This window comes from Rhodococcus sp. APC 3903, assembly GCF_030407755.1.
GTDB lineage: Bacteria > Actinomycetota > Actinomycetes > Mycobacteriales > Mycobacteriaceae > Rhodococcus_F > Rhodococcus_F erythropolis.
This window is the reverse complement of record NZ_JASDCV010000014.1, coordinates 190,959-207,584: the sequence shown is the minus strand read 5'-3', so window position 1 is coordinate 207,584 and position 16,626 is coordinate 190,959. Positions and strand designations below refer to the sequence as shown.

Annotated in this window: 15 protein-coding genes and 1 pseudogene; 6 read left to right on the top strand and 10 right to left on the bottom strand. The window is 61.8% G+C overall.

Translation table 11 applies throughout. From position 1 onward, the window contains the following. The 6 genes and pseudogenes from QMA15_RS20980 to QMA15_RS20955 form a co-directional block, all read right to left on the bottom strand. Positions 1 to 156 (bottom strand): annotated as a pseudogene (locus QMA15_RS20980) (HNH endonuclease); the annotation flags it as partial. Between the two features lie 71 nt (positions 157 to 227). Then, positions 228 to 875 (bottom strand): ATP-binding cassette domain-containing protein, encoded by a 648-nt coding sequence (locus tag QMA15_RS20975; RefSeq protein ID WP_290286260.1) that lies wholly within the window; start codon positions 873 to 875, stop codon positions 228 to 230. 1 nt (position 876) lies between these two features. Beyond that, positions 877 to 1,794 carry an ABC transporter ATP-binding protein gene (locus tag QMA15_RS20970; protein ID WP_290286258.1) on the bottom strand — a complete coding sequence of 306 codons (918 nt, stop codon included), beginning with the start codon at positions 1,792 to 1,794 and terminating at the stop codon, positions 877 to 879. Then, positions 1,791 to 2,612, bottom strand: a complete 822-nt coding sequence (locus QMA15_RS20965; protein WP_020906350.1) for an ABC transporter permease — start codon at positions 2,610 to 2,612, stop codon at positions 1,791 to 1,793. The genes QMA15_RS20970 and QMA15_RS20965 overlap by 4 nt, the downstream gene beginning before the upstream one ends. Then, positions 2,605 to 3,639 carry an ABC transporter permease gene (locus QMA15_RS20960; RefSeq protein WP_020968536.1) on the bottom strand — a complete coding sequence of 345 codons (1,035 nt, stop codon included), beginning with the start codon at positions 3,637 to 3,639 and terminating at the stop codon, positions 2,605 to 2,607. Before QMA15_RS20960 ends, QMA15_RS20965 begins: the two co-directional genes overlap by 8 nt. Continuing rightward, positions 3,636 to 5,258 (bottom strand): ABC transporter substrate-binding protein, encoded by a 1,623-nt coding sequence (locus QMA15_RS20955; protein ID WP_290286256.1) that lies wholly within the window; start codon positions 5,256 to 5,258, stop codon positions 3,636 to 3,638. Before QMA15_RS20955 ends, QMA15_RS20960 begins: the two co-directional genes overlap by 4 nt. A gap of 171 nt (positions 5,259 to 5,429) precedes the next feature. On the opposite strand from QMA15_RS20955, the gene purD reads away from it, so the two are divergent. The 4 genes from purD (at position 5,430) to QMA15_RS20935 (ending at position 10,575) form a co-directional block, all read left to right on the top strand. Next, complete coding sequence (purD, locus tag QMA15_RS20950; RefSeq protein ID WP_021333105.1) at positions 5,430 to 6,686, top strand: phosphoribosylamine--glycine ligase; 1,257 nt, start codon at positions 5,430 to 5,432, stop codon at positions 6,684 to 6,686. 242 nt (positions 6,687 to 6,928) lie between these two features. Next, positions 6,929 to 8,497, top strand: a complete 1,569-nt coding sequence (locus QMA15_RS20945; protein WP_020968539.1) for a GMC oxidoreductase — start codon at positions 6,929 to 6,931, stop codon at positions 8,495 to 8,497. 111 nt (positions 8,498 to 8,608) lie between these two features. Further along, on the top strand, positions 8,609 to 9,442 hold the full coding sequence (locus tag QMA15_RS20940) for an AraC family transcriptional regulator (RefSeq protein WP_050768575.1): 834 nt from the start codon (positions 8,609 to 8,611) through the stop codon (positions 9,440 to 9,442). 191 nt (positions 9,443 to 9,633) lie between these two features. Beyond that, positions 9,634 to 10,575: an ABC transporter substrate-binding protein gene (locus QMA15_RS20935; RefSeq protein WP_290286251.1), complete on the top strand. Its 942-nt coding sequence runs from the start codon at positions 9,634 to 9,636 to the stop codon at positions 10,573 to 10,575. A gap of 6 nt (positions 10,576 to 10,581) precedes the next feature. On the opposite strand, the gene QMA15_RS20930 is transcribed toward QMA15_RS20935, so the two are convergent. Beyond that, positions 10,582 to 11,037: a helix-turn-helix domain-containing protein gene (locus QMA15_RS20930; RefSeq protein WP_020906356.1), complete on the bottom strand. Its 456-nt coding sequence runs from the start codon at positions 11,035 to 11,037 to the stop codon at positions 10,582 to 10,584. A 99-nt stretch (positions 11,038 to 11,136) separates the two neighbouring features. Between QMA15_RS20930 and QMA15_RS20925 the strand changes: the two genes are divergently transcribed. Then, complete coding sequence (locus QMA15_RS20925; protein WP_290286247.1) at positions 11,137 to 12,216, top strand: ABC transporter substrate-binding protein; 1,080 nt, start codon at positions 11,137 to 11,139, stop codon at positions 12,214 to 12,216. Here the strand turns inward: QMA15_RS20925 and QMA15_RS20920 are convergent. Next, positions 12,152 to 12,985: a phosphatase PAP2 family protein gene (locus tag QMA15_RS20920; protein ID WP_202022464.1), complete on the bottom strand. Its 834-nt coding sequence runs from the start codon at positions 12,983 to 12,985 to the stop codon at positions 12,152 to 12,154. The genes QMA15_RS20925 and QMA15_RS20920 overlap by 65 nt on opposite strands. Before the next feature lie 117 nt (positions 12,986 to 13,102). On the opposite strand from QMA15_RS20920, the gene QMA15_RS20915 reads away from it, so the two are divergent. Further along, positions 13,103 to 13,777, top strand: a complete 675-nt coding sequence (locus QMA15_RS20915; protein WP_030534675.1) for a response regulator transcription factor — start codon at positions 13,103 to 13,105, stop codon at positions 13,775 to 13,777. 3 nt (positions 13,778 to 13,780) lie between these two features. On the opposite strand, the gene QMA15_RS20910 is transcribed toward QMA15_RS20915, so the two are convergent. Further along, positions 13,781 to 15,169, bottom strand: a complete 1,389-nt coding sequence (locus QMA15_RS20910; protein WP_030534674.1) for a HAMP domain-containing sensor histidine kinase — start codon at positions 15,167 to 15,169, stop codon at positions 13,781 to 13,783. Between the two features lie 87 nt (positions 15,170 to 15,256). Next, positions 15,257 to 16,597, bottom strand: a complete 1,341-nt coding sequence (locus QMA15_RS20905; protein ID WP_243580555.1) for a serine hydrolase domain-containing protein — start codon at positions 16,595 to 16,597, stop codon at positions 15,257 to 15,259. Between the last annotated feature and the right edge of the window lie 29 nt (positions 16,598 to 16,626).

Here is a 16,626-nt window from a genome sequence, read left to right as displayed (position 1 = left end):
CTCGTCCACCACCGCCACCCGCACAGCCTCGAGACGAAGAATCTCCGCACTCGCCTCGATAGCAGCAGCCCGCAACTCAGAAGCAGCCAACTGCCACAGACGTCCGCGCAACCCCACCGCAGAACCCGAAACCACGTCCGACAGATAGACACTCATTGAATCCCCCGATCCCCTCCCCAAATCATACTCGAACATCCGTTCGAGTCAAGGGTGGATTTTCGCAGGGGCTAAGCGCTAATACTGTCGAGGTCGTGGACCACGTCGCAGCAGGCGTCGAGTAATTCGCGATCATGGCTGATCAGTAATACGCCGACGCCGGTTTCGGTGGCGCGACTCTCGATCAACCGAATGAGCGCGGCCGTCGTGGCGGCGTCGAGCATCGCCGTCGCCTCGTCACAGATGAGGTATTTCGGTTGTTGCGCCAGCGATCTCGCTAGACAGGCGCGCTGCAGTTGGCCGTCGCTCACCTGGTGGGGTCTACGGGACAAGAGATCGGGAGTGAGGCCCACTTCTGCTGCCAGTGCGACCACATCGATTGTCCTACCGGCAATATCGCCGGGTTGACCGATGACCGAGGCGAGCGTCTGCCGAGGGTCGGTTGATGCGCGAGGTGACTGAAACAGCATGGACACCGTCCCGCGCAGTGCCGCGGATACCGAGAATTTGGTACCCACGACGGGTGATCCGTCGATTCGCACCTCGCCTGACCACGGTGCATCCAACGAGGCGAGAATCCTTGCAAGTGTTGATTTTCCGGTGCCAGAAGGCCCGGTCAGGCCGATCAGTCTTCCCGGCGGAATTTCGAGCGAGACGTTCTCGAGCACCGGTCGGTTCCGGTGGTAACCGCTGGTAATTCCCAGAGCTTGCAAACTCATGTCAGCCCACCTTCCGCAGTGTTCGGTACGTGCGGTCACCGAGTGTGACCAGTTCGGTCGGGCCACCGGATTGTTTCGACTCCGGGCGTCGTAAGTGGTAGACGCAGTCATCGGGGAGATCGGTGAGTTGCGGTGGTGATCCGGGCATAGGAGTCAAGCCTCGGGATGGCAAGGCGCCGAGCAGGTCTCGGGTGTAGTCGTGAAGCGGATCTTGGAACACCAGAGCCGCCGGACCGGTTTCCATGATGCGTGATGCGTACATGACGGCAAGTCGATCCGCGACATCGCTGCGGGTGAGTGATGCAAGGTCATGGGTGATGAGCAGGACAGCCGCCCCGGAGTCAGCGCACTCTCGAAGTAATCCGATGACGTGGTCGGTGAGTTCGCGGTCGAGGTTGGCGGTGGGTTCGTCTGCGACGATCACCGATGGATTCCCGGCCAGCGCACCGGCAATGGCAACGCGTTGCGCCATGCCGCCCGACAGTTCGTGCGGGTAACAGTCCAGGGCCGACGGTTCGAGTCCGACGCGAAGTGCCAAGGCGTCGCAAGTGTGATCGCCGCCGAGTGCGTCGATCGTCTCCTGTAGTTGCGATCGCGCAGTCCGGACGGGGGTGAGATGTGTTGCGGCGGATTGTGGAACGAGAGCCACGTGCCGCCCACGGAACGCGGTGCCGGAGAAGACGTCGATCTCGAGGTCCGCTGTACCGACGGTGACCGTTCCGGTTCGAGAAGCATTCGGTGGCAACATGTTCATGACCGAGGTGGCGATGATCGACTTGCCACACCCGGATTCGCCGACAAGCGCGGTCACCGTGCCGGCTGGAACGTCGAGGTCGATGTCGCTCGCAGCGTGGACTACGGATCCTCCGGGCAAAGGGATCCTGACGGTGAGGGATTTGATGCGTAGGCCGCGTTTCACAGTCGTAGCTCCGAAGGTCGAGGGGGCGTGAGCATCGACCGCAGGGCCGAACCGGCAACTGCAACAGCGACGGTGGCGATCACGAGGACTGCGGCGGGGAATGCAAGCGTCCACCAACCGCCGAGGAGTAGAGAACTGCGTGCCTCTTCAAGGAGCGTCCCGAGACTGGGTTTGTGCGGGGGAAGACCGAAACCCAGGAAGGACAATGTTGATTCGTGCCAGACGGCATGGGGCAGCAGGAGAACGACTGCGATCAAGGCCTGTGGCGCGGTCGCCGGCACGAGGTGGCGCATGATCACGTGACGTCGACTTGCTCCCGCGAGAATGGCGGCGTCGATGTAGGGACGCTCGCGCAGACTCAAGATCTCTGAGCGGATGATCCGGGCCACTTGGGTCCAGTGGGTCAGTGCGATCGAAAGCACGATGGCGGCAATGCTTCCACGGAACATCGCGACGATGACGATGCCGAGCAACAGGTGGGGGAGTGCGTTGACGGCATCGGTGCCGCGCATGACGAACCTGTCCACCCAGCCGCCGACCAGTCCGGCCGTAGTGCCGACGGCGACGCCGATCACCGTGGCGAGCAGCGCGCAGGCGAGTGCGATCAGAAGTGAGGTTCTGATGCCTGCAGCTATGCGCACGAATAGATCTCGGCCCGCCGAGTCGGTTCCGAACGGGTGATCGAACGACGGAGCCAGGCGAGCCGCCGAGAAGTCTGTGACTCGGTCGTCGACGTCGGCCAACCATGGGACCAACGCCGCGTACAGCGCAACGAGGATCAGCACGCCGAGGGCGATCTTGAAGCGTCGTTCAGCCATCGGTACCTACTCTCGGGTCGAGCACTGCAACCAGCACGTCGGCAAGCAGTGAGCCGAGCATGACCGTCAATGTCGTACCGACGGTGAGGAACGCGAGCAGTGCCATGTCTAGGTCTCGCGCAGACGACACGATGGCGCCGGCGATCCCCGGCCAACTGAACACCTCTTCCACCAGCACTGCCCCGACTATCAGCTCGGGCAACCGCACGCCGACGATGTTGACGAAAGGTGCCAGTGATGTGGGCAGTATGTGGCGCTTCGTGATGGTCGGCGTCGGGATACCGCGTGCTACCGCGCCGGCGACAAATCCCTCACTTTTCGAACCCACGACGGACTCTCGGACGGCAAGTAGGAGCCACGGCATTTGCGAAATGGCGAGCACCGTCACCGGTAGGACCAAGTGCCGGATCACCTGTCCCGGTGTGGGATCGGCGCCCCCGTCGGTCAGTCCGGCGACCGGGAGCCAGCCGAGAGTCAACGCGAAGAGCGCGATGGCACCCAGCGACAAGACAAACGGCGGAAGTCCTTGGACCACGACGCTCAGCCCGGACACGGTCTTGTCCAGGAATCCTCCACTGCGGATTCCGGCGAGAACACCGAGTGTCAGCGAGGCGAGAATCGCGATGAGGAGTGAGATCCCGACCAGCAGCAAGGTCCATGGCAGACGTTCGAAGATGACTTGGGAAACAGGCTGATTGAACGATCTGGAGATCCCGAGATCGCCGGTGAACACACCCTGGAGCCAATTCCAGTACGTGCTGTACCAGGGGTTGTCGAAACCCATCTGATCGGCGATCAACGCTTTGTCTGCGTCGCTTGTGGTCATGTATCGCGTGCCGAGGTAGCCGACCAGTGGATCGAACGGTGAGATCGCGGCGGCGGCAAAGAGTCCCGCGGACACCACGGCGATGACCGGCACGATGAACAACACCCGCCGACCGACCATCGTGAGGATGGCCTTTCGGCGGGAGTTGTCACGGTGGCCCCGTGTCGGCCCCGCGTCTGGCCGAACGTCGACCGCTGTCATTGCCCTCGGGCCCACGTCTGCAGTGACCACCATGGACCCCAGGTCACACCGTGTGAGTGTGGTTCGAGTACCGGTCCGGACATCTGCCAGTCGGAATCCTTCGACACGTACGTATGGTCGAGGAACACGAGGATGACAAATCCGGGATCTTCGACGTACGCCTGCTGTACGTCGCGATACGCGGCATCACGCGTTGCCTGATCCAGGCTGCGGCGTCCTACTTCCAAGCCGGCGTCGACTGCTGGATTGGAGTAGTCACTGGCGTTGTCGTAGATGCTGCCGACCCCGGGCGCGATGTACTTCGAGTTCAGCGCGTCGTACGCCTGTGTGTCGGGGTCGAAAGGTTCGTCGCCGCCACCGAGAAGCGTCGAATCCTGGTTGATGCGAGGGTCTATGCGGTCCCAGGAGAGTGCTTCGAGATCTACCTCGATGCCGACAGCGAGAGCGTCGGAGGCAAATGCCTGAGCGAGGTCGCGTCGAACGGTGTCGACGGAGTTGTACATGATCGTGAACTGTGCCCGCTGACCGTCTTTCGAACGGATTCCGTCGGCACCTTCGATCCAGCCCGCTTCGGTGAGTATTCGCTCGGCCTGGGTCGGGTCGTAGGCGAAGGTTGCGTTCGGGTTGTACGAATCGCCGTAGACCTCGGGGATCGGAGTGGCGGCGACGCGGCCGTGTCCGCCAAGGACGTTGTCGATCATCGACTGGCGATTGGCGGCGAGGTTGAGCGCCATCCGCACGGCTTTGTCGCCTGCCACGGGATTGTTCGTCGGGAGTGAGAGCCCGCGCCAGTCTGCTGACTGATGGGCCGTCACGGACATGTTGTCCTTGCCTGAGAACGTATTGGCAAGCAGTGGAGGGAGATTGGTTCCGTCGATCTCGCCGGACGCCATACGTTGGGCGCGGGTGTTGTCGTCAGGAACATAGAGGAGAGTGAGCTTCTTGATCTCCGGCGCACCGTCCCAGTAGTTCTCGTTCGCCTCGAAGACCGCTCGATCCGGTGAGAGGTCGACGAGTGTGTACGGACCCGTACCAACCGGTGTGGTGTTCAACGGCGATTCGGCGGCAAGCCCGGGTGTCGCGAGGGACTCCGATGGAACCATGCCGATCAGCATCTTCGTCAGCAGTGGGGCATACGAGTAGGCGAGGCGGAACTCGACTGTGCTGTCGTCGACGGCCACGACGTCGCTGATCATGTCGTACGACGACCGCGCTTCGGAGGCGGAAGCGGGATCGAGGATCGCCTTGTACGTGGCAACCACGTCGGCGGCGTCGAAGGTCGATCCGTCGGAGAAGGTGACGCCGTCGCGGAGTTTGACCGTCCAGACTGTCGCGTCGGCGTTGGCAGTGGGCATCTCCGCGGCCAGAGACGGCTCGAATCCCGGCATACCGGTGCCTCCGGTGAGCCGGACGAGACCGTCGTACATCTTGGCCTCACCGGCAGCGCCGAACCCTGCGACCGGGTTGTAGCCGCCCAGTTCGTAGCCATCGGCCAAGACCAGGCCGTCGTTGTTGCCCGAGGAGCCGGTGCCAGTCGGGCTACTGCACGACGTGATCAGAAGTGCGCCGATTGCGGCGGTTGCGGTGAGCGTCAGAACGCCTGGTTTGTGGAGTTTCACGGGTGTCCTTTCCTTGGTGGACAGGTGTCCGAAAACATCTGTTCACCTATTCAGGTATTCATATGATCTCATCTCGAAACGGATATTTCGCACAAAGGTCGAACGCTGGGACCTTGGCCCCGTCAGTGGCACTCCGAGAGCGCTGTTATCGCAGGCCGTAGTCTGTTCCCCGTGCGCGTACTAGTAATCGGCTCCGGAGCCCGTGAACATGCCCTCCTTCTCTCTCTTGCTCGCGATCCAGGTGTCACGGCCCTGATCTGCGCGCCTGGCAATGCCGGGATCGCAAAAATCGCCGAGCAGCACCCCGTCGACGTCGCCTCTGGTGACGCGGTTACCGCGCTGGCCCAGAAGGTCGAAGCCGACCTCGTCGTCATCGGACCCGAGGTTCCGCTGGTCCTCGGCGTCGCAGACGCGGTGCGCGCAGCAGGTATCGCCTGCTTCGGTCCTTCGGCCGACGCCGCCCGCATCGAGGGTTCGAAGGCTTTCGCCAAGGACGTGATGGCTGTCGCCGGCGTCAAGACCGCTCACAGCGAGATCGTCGACAATCCGGCCAAGCTCGACGAAGCACTCGACCGCTTCGGTCCCAACTGGGTGGTCAAGGATGACGGGCTGGCCGCGGGCAAGGGCGTAGTCGTCACGACGGATCGTCTCGCCGCGCGCGATCATGCCGCTGAACTGCTCGAGACCGGGCACCCGGTTCTTCTCGAATCCTTCCTCGACGGTCCCGAAGTTTCGCTCTTCTGCCTCGTCGACGGTGAAACTGTGATCCCACTGCTCCCGGCTCAGGACCACAAGCGCGTCGGCGACGGAGACTCCGGACCCAACACCGGCGGCATGGGCGCGTACACACCCTTGCCGTGGCTGCCCGACGAGATGGTCACGCAGATCGTCGACGACGTCGTCAAGCCCGTCGCTGCCGAGTTGGTCGCACGCGGTAGCAGTTTCTCCGGCCTTCTCTACGCCGGTCTCGCGATCGGTGTCGACGGCCCGGCCGTCGTCGAATTCAACTGCCGATTCGGTGACCCCGAAACTCAGGCCGTGCTTGCTCTCCTCGAAACGCCGCTGGGCGGTCTACTCAATGCGGCATCGACCGGAACACTCGATTCGGTCGGTCCGTTGCAGTGGCGCGACGGTTCCGCTGTCACGGTCGTGATTGCTGCCGAGAACTACCCGGCGACCCCCCGCACCGGCGACGTGATCACCGGAGCCGACGCCGACGGAGTCCTGCATGCCGGTACCAAAAAGCGTGAAGACGGAGCCGTCGTCTCGGCCGGCGGGCGTGTGCTGAGTGTTGTCGGAGTGGGCAAGGATCTGACCGAAGCGCGTGACGACGCCTACGCAAAGATCGCCGACGTCAAGCTTCCCGGCGGTCATTTCCGCACGGACATCGGACTTGGCGCCGTCGAAGGGCGCATCTCTCTTCCCTGACTCGTTCTTTCGGAGGGCCGGTGAACTTTCTGTTCATCGGCCCTTTTCATGGAAAATCAACGGTTCCTCGAAGTTACCCACGAGTATGGACTTCTCGTTCGGTTTCTCCCGGTATATCTCAGCGCGGGGGTCACGGAAAGAGAAGGGCACACTTGAGCATTCGCGCTGGATCCAACGAACGGCACGCACGTACCAATTCCACGCTCTCGCGTAGAAACTTCTTGGCAGCAACAGGATTAGCTGTGGGCGCCGCTGCGCTCTCGTCCTCGTGGACTACGGCCGCCGCTGCGCCCAGGCGAGCATTGAGCGACGGAGACCGTGTCCCTGCGCTCGTGATCGGCAGCGGGTACGGCGGAGCCGTTGCGGCACTTCGGCTGACGCAGGCCGGCATCGACACACACATGGTCGAGATGGGGAAGTCGTGGACCACACCGGGGTCCGACGGCAAGGTCTTCTGCCCGATGCTCTCACCGGACGGACGTTCCTTCTGGCTCAGAGACCGTACAGTTCAACCGGTTTCACACTTCTCCGGCGGCTCGGTGGACAAGAACATCAGCCGCTACGTCGGCGTTCTCGACGCCGAGGACTTCGGCGGGATCAAGGTCTACCAAGGCCGAGGGGTCGGCGGCGGGTCGCTGGTCAACGGCGGCATGGCCGTCACACCCAAGCGCAACTACTTCGAAGAGATCCTGCCCGGGGTCGATTCCAACGAGATGTACTCGACGTACTTCCCGCGGGCCAACGCTGCGCTCGGAGTCAACAACATCGACCCGGCCTGGTTCGAGTCGACCGAGTACTACAAGTTTGCACGAACCGGGCGAAAGACCGCTGAGAGATCCGGTTACACAACAACATTCGTGCCGAATGTTTACGACTTCAACTACATGAAGCAGGAAGCTGCTGGTCAGGTCACCAAGTCTGCCCTGGTGAGTGAGGTCATCTACGGCAACAACGCGGGAAAGAAGTCTCTGGACAAGACGTACCTCGCTGCGGCATCCGCCACCGGCAAGCTCACGATCTCGGCGCTGCACGTCGTGACCTCGGTTGCGCCGGCCGCGACCGGTGGTGGATATCAAGTGGTGATGAACCAGATCAACGAGCAGGGCAACACCGTCGGCACCAAGACGGTGACCGCGGACAAGGTCTTCTTCGCGGCCGGCAGTATCGGCACCAGTAAGCTCCTGGTCGCGATGAAAGCACAAGGGCAGCTGGCGAATTTGCCGGGTGCGGTTGGGCAGGAATGGGGGCACAACGGCAACGTGATGGTGGGTCGCGCCAATCACATGTGGGACGCCACCGGCGCGAAGCAGTCGGCGATCCCCGTGATGGGTATCGACAACTGGGCTGACACATCCGCTCCTGTGTTCGCGGAAATCGCGCCCTTTCCAGCCGGTACCGAACTGTGGGTCAGCCTGTACTTGGCGATTGCCAAGAATCCGCAACGTGCTCAGTTCCAATTCAACTCGGCAACAGGCAAAGTCGGTTTGAATTGGCAGCGCTCGCAGAACCAGCCGTCGATCGACATGGCGAAGAAACTCTTCGACAAGATCAACAAAAAGGAAGGCACGATCTACCGGACCGACCTCTTCGGTCCGGTGCAGACGTGGGGCGACCAGTTGACGTACCATCCCCTCGGCGGTTGTGTGCTTGGCAAGGCGACCGACGGCTACGGTCGTCTGCCGGAGTACCCGGGACTGTATGTCATGGACGGATCCCTCGTTCCGGGCAATGTCGGAGTCAATCCGTTTGTCACCATCACCGCTCTGGCCGAACGGAACATCGAGAACATCATTGCGAACGACATGAACTAGCGCGGCGACTCGGGGTCAGGTGCGGTGGGATCAACTTCCTGCCGCACCTGCTCGGCGTGGGCAGCGGTTACAGTCACCTGGACAGACGACGGTCGATCCAGGGATGTAGACGTGAGGCGGACAAAATCCGAGGTCGACGGTGATTGGCTCCGGTGGGGCGTGCCGTCGAGCGACGAGCTGGTGGTATCCGAACACGAATTAGACGACGAGCCCGAAGATTTGGTTCTGTGGGGTGGTGCGTCGAGTGCTGATCAACCGGTGACATGGGAAACCCACGCGCACCGATCGAACGAGATTCTGTTCCCTCGTTCCGGCATTGTGGTTGTTCGCTCGGGCGCCCAGATGTGGACATTGTTGCCGGGACGAGGGCTGTGGATACCGGCACTGCATCGACACTCGGTGCGCGTTGCCGCGGGTGCGCAGTTCCTGACGGTGTATTGCGCTGTAGGGCAGGGGCCTTCGCTCGGTGATCACCCGGTTGCGGTACACGGCACGCCGCTACTCTACGAGTTGTTTCTGCATCTGAGTGCTCGCGAGATGTCGGACGACGCGAGGCGCCGCGCCGAGCGAGTGTTCTTCGACCTCGTCGTTCCCGGCGACGAGCGCGGAGCGATGAAGATCCCCGATTCGGGCCCGGTCGGGCGGATTGCACGCGACCTGTTGTCTCATCCGGAGGACCCACGCAGTTTCGGAGACTGGGCGAACGAGATCGGCGTCAGCACCAGCACTTTGGCTCGTCGGTTCAAGGTGGACACCGGCGTGAGTTTCGGCCAGTGGCGAGTGCTGCTTCGGATGAACGTGGCGATGTCCCTACTCGGCCAAGGTGTTGCGGTCGCCGACGTGGCAGAGCAGATCGGATACTCGACGCCCAGTAGTTTCGTCGCCGCTTTCAAACAGTCCACCGGTGTCACGCCGATGGCATTTCGAAAGAACGCGGATCGTTGATCCGATTTCGACATTCTTTGACAAAACTCCGCGATTGCGTCATCCCCTGATCCGCTCTACCGTTAGCCATGTAGGCGAGGCTTACTTTACTTTCCGGGTTCGGGAGTTTCCCGAAACTCGCTCGACAGCATGGGGCAGAAGTGATCGATTTTGTTGCGCCGCGTTCGAAACGCGGTAGCAGGGCCATCTTCATGGCTGTGGCAGTGGCACTTTCGACGGTGCTGGCAGCATGTGGCACCTCGACGACCGACGCGAAGTCCGACGGTGATGCGTGGACGTATGTCGATGCGCGTGGTCAGCAGATTTCACTCGACAAGATCCCCGAACGCATTGTGGCGACGGCGGACACCGCGCCGGTGCTACTCGAATACGGGGTCGTTCCAGTCGGTATCATCGGCTTTTCCAGGCTCGACGAATCCACGTTGAATGCATTCGACTTCAGTGGAATTGCCCATGTCAGCGAGACCGACACAGATATCAGTGCCGAGAAACTCCTGGCAGTGGACCCGGATCTGGTCATCGACATCTGGAGTTCGTACAACGGCGGAAACTTCGGCAGCATCTGGGGCGACGATATCGCTCGCGTCGAAGAGGTTGCTCCCATTGCAGGTGTCAAGATCACCGACGGGGCGCAAGCGGCGTTGGACAGCTTCAGTTCGTTGGTTCAGGGTATCGGCGGCACCGACACCTCGCCGTTCTACGCGGCAAAACGGGAAGAGTTGAGTGCGCTCGGTGACCGGGTGCGTGAATTGGCCACATCGCGAACGAATATCTCTGTTGCATACGTGATTCCGTTGGAGTCGAGCCTTGACTACGCGGTGCCGGGATGGACTCCGCTCGGAAGTATTCTCGAAACGATGGGCGTCGAATTCGCGAAGCTGGACAGTGAGGACGGTTTCTGGGCATCAGCGAGTTGGGAAGAGCCGGGCGTCTTTCGGGCCGATCTCCTCCTGATTCCGCCGACGTGGTCTGCCGCGCCGGAGCTCAATTCGCCGACGTTCACCAGGCTTCCGGCTGTGGTTTCGGGCCAGGTTGCCTCGGTAGAACTGCGTACGGGGTACAGCCTGACGGGCATCACGGAGCAGATGAGGCGTTTTGCCGACGTCTACGAGAAGAGTGGGAAAGTCACCTGAGTGGCATCATCGCGGTGCGTGAACTCGCAGTGATCGATTGACTCGGTCGAGGATGCCGATGGCAGTGGTCAATGTGTCGAGGTCACGTTCGTCGAGGGCTGTCAGTTCTTGGGCCAGGACGCCGATGCGTAGTTCGGACCGACGGTCCCGGCGCGTGCTTCGCTCGTCCTTCACGAAAAGCGTGCTCACCCGGCCGTCTGTGGGATCGGGTCGCCGCTCGATCAGGTCCTTGTCGGAGAGGATGCGCACCAGCGTGCTGACGGTGTTCGGGCGTCTGGAGAGGCGATCGGCCACGGCCCCGATGCGAGTGCCGGGATGGTGCGCGACATCGTGAAGTACCTCGGATTGTGCCTCTGGCAAAGTCGCGTCGGTACCCGACGTATCCATGTATTCACGCAGCGCTCGACGCAATTCGAACGCCGCAGCGATGAGTGATCTCGATGCTTCTTCCGCAGTGGGCACGCGATCAGAGTAGCGATCGACCTCGTGTGATCCACGCCCCAAAACTGTATCTGACACAGATATAGTTTACAGTTCCTCAAAGGGTAGGGTCACCTAACCATGACGGTAGATGAAGCTGTCATGCTTCACGACGTACGGGACGCGATCATGAATTTTGGACAGAAGTCACGCAGTGTAATGCTGATCGGCGCACTGACATTGGTGGCAGCTCTCAGTGGCTGCTCGAGCGACGCCTCGCCAACAGACACTGACATCAGTGCGTCGACTCCGGCGGACTCTGCGTTTGTCGCTCCGCGAGAAGTCCCGGCTGGAATGGGGAGCGGAAAGTCGGACGGCGAATTCCCTCGTACCGTTTCACACTTCAAAGGTGACACCACGATCGAATCGCAGCCCGAAAAGGTTGTCGTCATTTCGACCGGGCAAGCAGATGCGCTTTTATCTCTCGGCGTCGTTCCTGCGGCTTCGACTCGTGGTGACGGTGCGGACCTGGTGCCGCCGTACCTGTTGGCCGCATACCCCGAATTCCGCACCCAGCTAGGTGATGTCGCCGACGCAGGTGGGCGCTTCACACCGAACTTCGAAGCGATCGTCAAGCTCGATCCTGACCTGATCTTGATGAATGTTGCAGGGAAGGATGCTGATTCGCTGTACGACCAGCTTTCGGCAATTGCGCCCACCGTGGCAACGCAGGGGACCGGTGTCTACTGGAAACAGGACTTCCTGCTGGTTGCCGACGGGGTAGGTAAGACGCAGCAGGCGAAAGCGCTACTGGATACCTTCAACGCGGATGCCGCAGCCCTCGGTGCTTCCCTTTCGTCGCCGCCGACAGTGTCGTTCACCCGCCAGAACGGAAATCGCTTGCGCATCTTCGGTATTCCTTCGTTCACCGGCAGTATCGCCCAGGATGCCGGCCTGACGCGTCCGGAGTCGCAGCAATTCGACGACACCTCCCGAGACATCAGTGAGGAAGAGCTGAACGTGGCGGACGCTGATTGGATCTTCTACGGAGTGCAAGGCGGGGACCCGGCGACGTTGACCAACGCGCCGTTGTGGGCGCAGTTACGTGGAGTGATTGCCAACCATGCCGTTGTTGTCGACGACGACGTCTTCTACCTCAATACCGGGCCGACTGCGGCTCGTGAAGTGCTGAAGGTTCTGCAGAGCGCACTGCAGCAGTAGTTGATTCGGACTGGTTGTGCGTGCCGACGAACCGGAAGACAGCGCCACCCACAGTGACGGCAAGCGTTGCGAGAACAGCTCCGGCAACGACGTCGGTGAGCCAGTGAGCTCCCAAGTAGAGGCGAGTGAGCGCGACGACAACGGTGACCGTCACGGCGAGCAGCATCAGAAGGCGTTTGACGGACGGTGTTCGGTCGACGCTCACAACGAGAACCGCAATGCCGAACAGCGCTGCTGTGCCGGTGACGTGACCGGACGGGAACGAGTGGCCGGTCTCGAGAAGAACCTGGATGTTGGTCGGCGGACGTTCGCGACCGACGAGCGCTTTGATTACCGTACTGGCGACTGCCGCACCGCCAACGGTTCCGATCACGATCAAGCCCGGAACAACCGAACGCGCTCGCCACGATATGAGCACTCCGCAGGTGATCCCGAGCAGCGCGGTGGCGACCGGGCTACCGAGATCTGTGACGGCGACCGCGATCTGGTTGAGGGCGCCGCTCCGATGATCGACCATCCAGTCGGTCACCGGCCCGTCGAAGCTCGTCAACCACCCGTTTCGATATACCTGGATCGAGAGCGTCACCAGGGCGAGGGCGAGCCCGGACGCGCGGAGCGCTGTTGACCGAACGCTGGAGGCCCGGTAGATCGAACCGAATGCGAACAGCGCGGCTGCCACCACGATTGCGGCAACCGCAATTTCTGCGGTGGTGCTCTCGGTCAAGACTTCGGTGACCACGTTTCGCACGGTCGACACAGTTGCTGGCATGAATGCAGTGTGACGATCAGAAGCTGAAGAAACGCTGAACGTAACTCGGTCATGGGCCCACCGTCTGCTCTACTGGGTGCATCCGAACAACTGCGTGTCGACGAAACGGGGCCGGTGGTGCGAGTACTGGTTGTCGAAGACGAAGTACGCCTGGCCGAGACGATCCGGCGGGGATTGGTAGCCGAGGGATTCGTGACCGCCGTGGAACTCAACGGGGACGACGGATTCGCGACTGCCTGCAGCGACGAATTCGACGTGATCGTTCTCGACATCATGTTGCCGGGCAAACACGGATACGACATCGTGCGGGACCTACGCGCCCGGGAGGTGTGGACGCCGATCCTCATGCTCTCGGCGAAGGACGGCGAATACGACCTCGCTGATGCTTTCGATCTCGGTGCCGACGACTACCTGGTCAAGCCCTTCTCGTTTGTAGTATTCCTCGCGCGGCTTCGCGCACTGGTGCGGCGGGGCGCTCCCCAGCGTCCATCGATACTCACCGTGGGAGACCTGTCCCTCGACCCCGCCAAACATCAGGTGATCAGAGCGGGAATCGAATTGACGCTGACGCCACGTGAGTACAGCGTTCTCGAGTTCCTGATGCGCAACAACGGAGTTGTGGTCACGAAGACCGAGATCGTTCGCTCGGTCTGGGACACCAACTACGAAGGTGACGAGAACATCGTCGAGGTCTACATCGGTTACCTACGTAAGAAGGTCGACCTCCCGTTCGGAACCCACAGCATCGAAACCATTCGAGGCATCGGGTACCGCTTTGTCGGCACTGCCTGATCTTCAATCGGTCGGTAGCGGAATTGTCACCTCGAATCGACTTCCACCGCCTACCCTCTCGCTGACGGAAATGGTTCCGTGATGCGCCGCAACGATTTCCGACGCGATGGCGAGTCCGAGTCCGGAGCCACCTCCCTGCCTCGACCGCGGCTGGTCTAGGCGGACGAAGCGTCCGAAGATTCGTTCGCGTTCTGCTGCAGGGATTCCGGGCCCGTCGTCCTCGATCACGATATGGGCTTCGTGGCCGGCTTCGGAACACTCGAGATGCACGAGGGTCTCGGCGTGCCGTACTGCGTTGTCGACCAGGTTTCGCACCATGCGCGCCAACGCCCTCGGGTCTCCGGACACGCGAACCGGAGCAACGGTGGCGGTGACCGCGATCTCGGAGATACCGTCGATCCGCTTCTGCTCGGCGAACAGAATGTCGTCGAGGTCGACGTCGACGACGGTACCGATGGATTCGAGTTCGCTTTCGTCCGAGCGCGCGAGAATCAACAGATCCTCGATCAACTGCCGCATCCGTCGCGCCTCGGGAAGTAGCGCGTCTTCGATCAGTGCGTCGTCGAGGAGATCCGGGCGTCGGTGTGCCAGTTCGAGAGCCGTCGTGATCGTGGACAGTGGACTACGTAATTCGTGGGAGGCGTCGCTGACGAATCGTTGTTGAGCAAGTGCGCCTTCGTCGAGGCGCGCCAGCATGTCGTTCATTGTTGTTGCCAGTCGGGCTATCTCGTCGTTCCCGGACGGGACGGGCACTCGTTCACCTTGACGGCCACTCGAAATCGAGGCAACCCGAGCGCGGATGCGTTCCACGGGAGCGAGAGCCGAACCCACCAGGCGGTAAGTGGCAAACGCGGCCAGTCCAAGAACCAGGGGCCCGGCGATGGCGAGCAGAACGGCAACGGTGGTCACCACGGTTTCAACCGGTTCACGGTCGGCGCCGACGAAGACGGTGACCGGTCCGGCCGGCGTCTGAGCGCCTTGTCCGATCAGCCAGTAGTCCTCGTCGTCGGACTTCTTGACCCTTCCATAGGTGTCCGATTCGTCAGGGCCGAGAATGCGTTCGGACAGTAGGTCGCTGTCAGTTCCAGGCGATTGGGCGACTATTCGGTGATCGGCGTCGACGATCTGCACGATTCCGATCTGGCTGTCGGTGGACAGAAGCGAAGGGTCGAGATCGGCTGGGCTCTTCCCGGTGAGTTGCTGGACCAACTGTGTGGCACGGGCCTCGGAGCTGTTCAGTGCGGACAGGTGCAGGGAGTTCGCCAGTACGAAAACCAGTGCAAGCCCGGCGATCACCAAGCAGAAGGCGATCACGAGGGTAGATGCCACGGTCGTCCGGGCGCGCACGCTCCACCGGGACGGGTGCAGAATCGACTCGCCGATGACGTTCATGGCGTCCAGTCTGTACCTTCGCGGCTGTGCGTATACAAAGACGGGCGACGCGGCCTCGTAATCGGACCGCGTCACCCGTCTAGAGGATCAAGCCACTCGCTTGGCGGTTCGGCCGCCGAATTCGAGCATCACGGCGCGTCCGGTGTCATCGGTGACGAAGCGCCCCAGCGTCCGCGTGGTGTCGGCGCGAGCAGCGAAGTCGAGATCGTTGACGAAGGCGATCGGGATCGCCGGCGGCCAGACGATGTCCTCGTATTCGCCGAGGTCCTGCGCGCTGCCCATGCGGACGCCGATTCCCTCGTCACCGGGGGCGACGGTCATGGTCAGGTTGCCGGCCTGGTACTTGCCCAGGACGGCGTCGACGGCAGAGGGTTCGGGCTCGACCACGTCGAGAGATGCCGGCGCGGGCAACTCTGCGAGGTTGGCCATGCACCAGTCGACGATCTTCTTGCCGATTCCGCCGCCGAGTGCGTTGGTCAGCACGGTGACGGCGAAGTTCTTCTCAGGCACGGTCAAGAACTCGGAGACCTGGAGGTTGCTGACGTTTCCGCCGTGCCGCACTACCTGGGTGGTTCCGTATCGAGTCAGCAGCCAGCCGATGCCGACTTCCTCGAACATCATCGCGGCGGGACGCTGCGGCTTCTGCATCAGCAACCGGGTGGACTCGTCGAGCGGCTGTCCCTCACCCGGGTGTTCGCCCGACAGTGCGTAGCGTGCCCAGACGAGCTGATCGCGCACCGAGGACCACATTCCACCGCAGGGCGTCATACCGCGGTCCAGTCCGGTCTCGTTGGACACGAACGGCTCACCCTCGCGGATGTAGTGGCCGAGTGCAAACCGGTGGGTCATCACGTCCCAGGGCAGGAACGCCGAGTTCTTCATCTCGAGTGGGTCCAGAACGCGCTGCTTGACCAGCTCTTCGAAGGTCAGTCCACTGATCTTGGCTACGACGTATCCGGCGAGGACGAATCCGGAGTTGCTGTAGGAGAAGACCTCTCCGACGGGAAATTCCTGTCGTAGTTCCTTCAGCCGTGAAATCGATCGACCCAGGGCGTCTTCACCCCAGCCTGCCGAGAGGCTGGCGTCGCCGGTGAACCCGCCGGTGTGCGTCAGAAGATGACGCATCGTGACTGTGCGGGTGGCTTCGTCGTCGGCGAGGATCAGTTCGGGGACGTACTCGACCAGTGGGGTGTCGAGATCGAGTAGGCCGTCCTCGACGAGTGCCATCGCGGCTGTTGCAGCAAAAACCTTTGTGGTGGAACCGATCATGAACATCGTCTTGTCGGTGACCGGGAGCTGGGTTTCGACGCTCTCGATGCCACTGGTGACGACGATGTCCTTGTCGCCGTGCACGATACCGACCGAGACGCCGGGGATGTTTGCCTCGACCCTCCACTGGTCGACGAGTTCCTGAAGCTGTTCTTGCATCTTTGATTCCTCGAGTTCGCTGGCGTTCT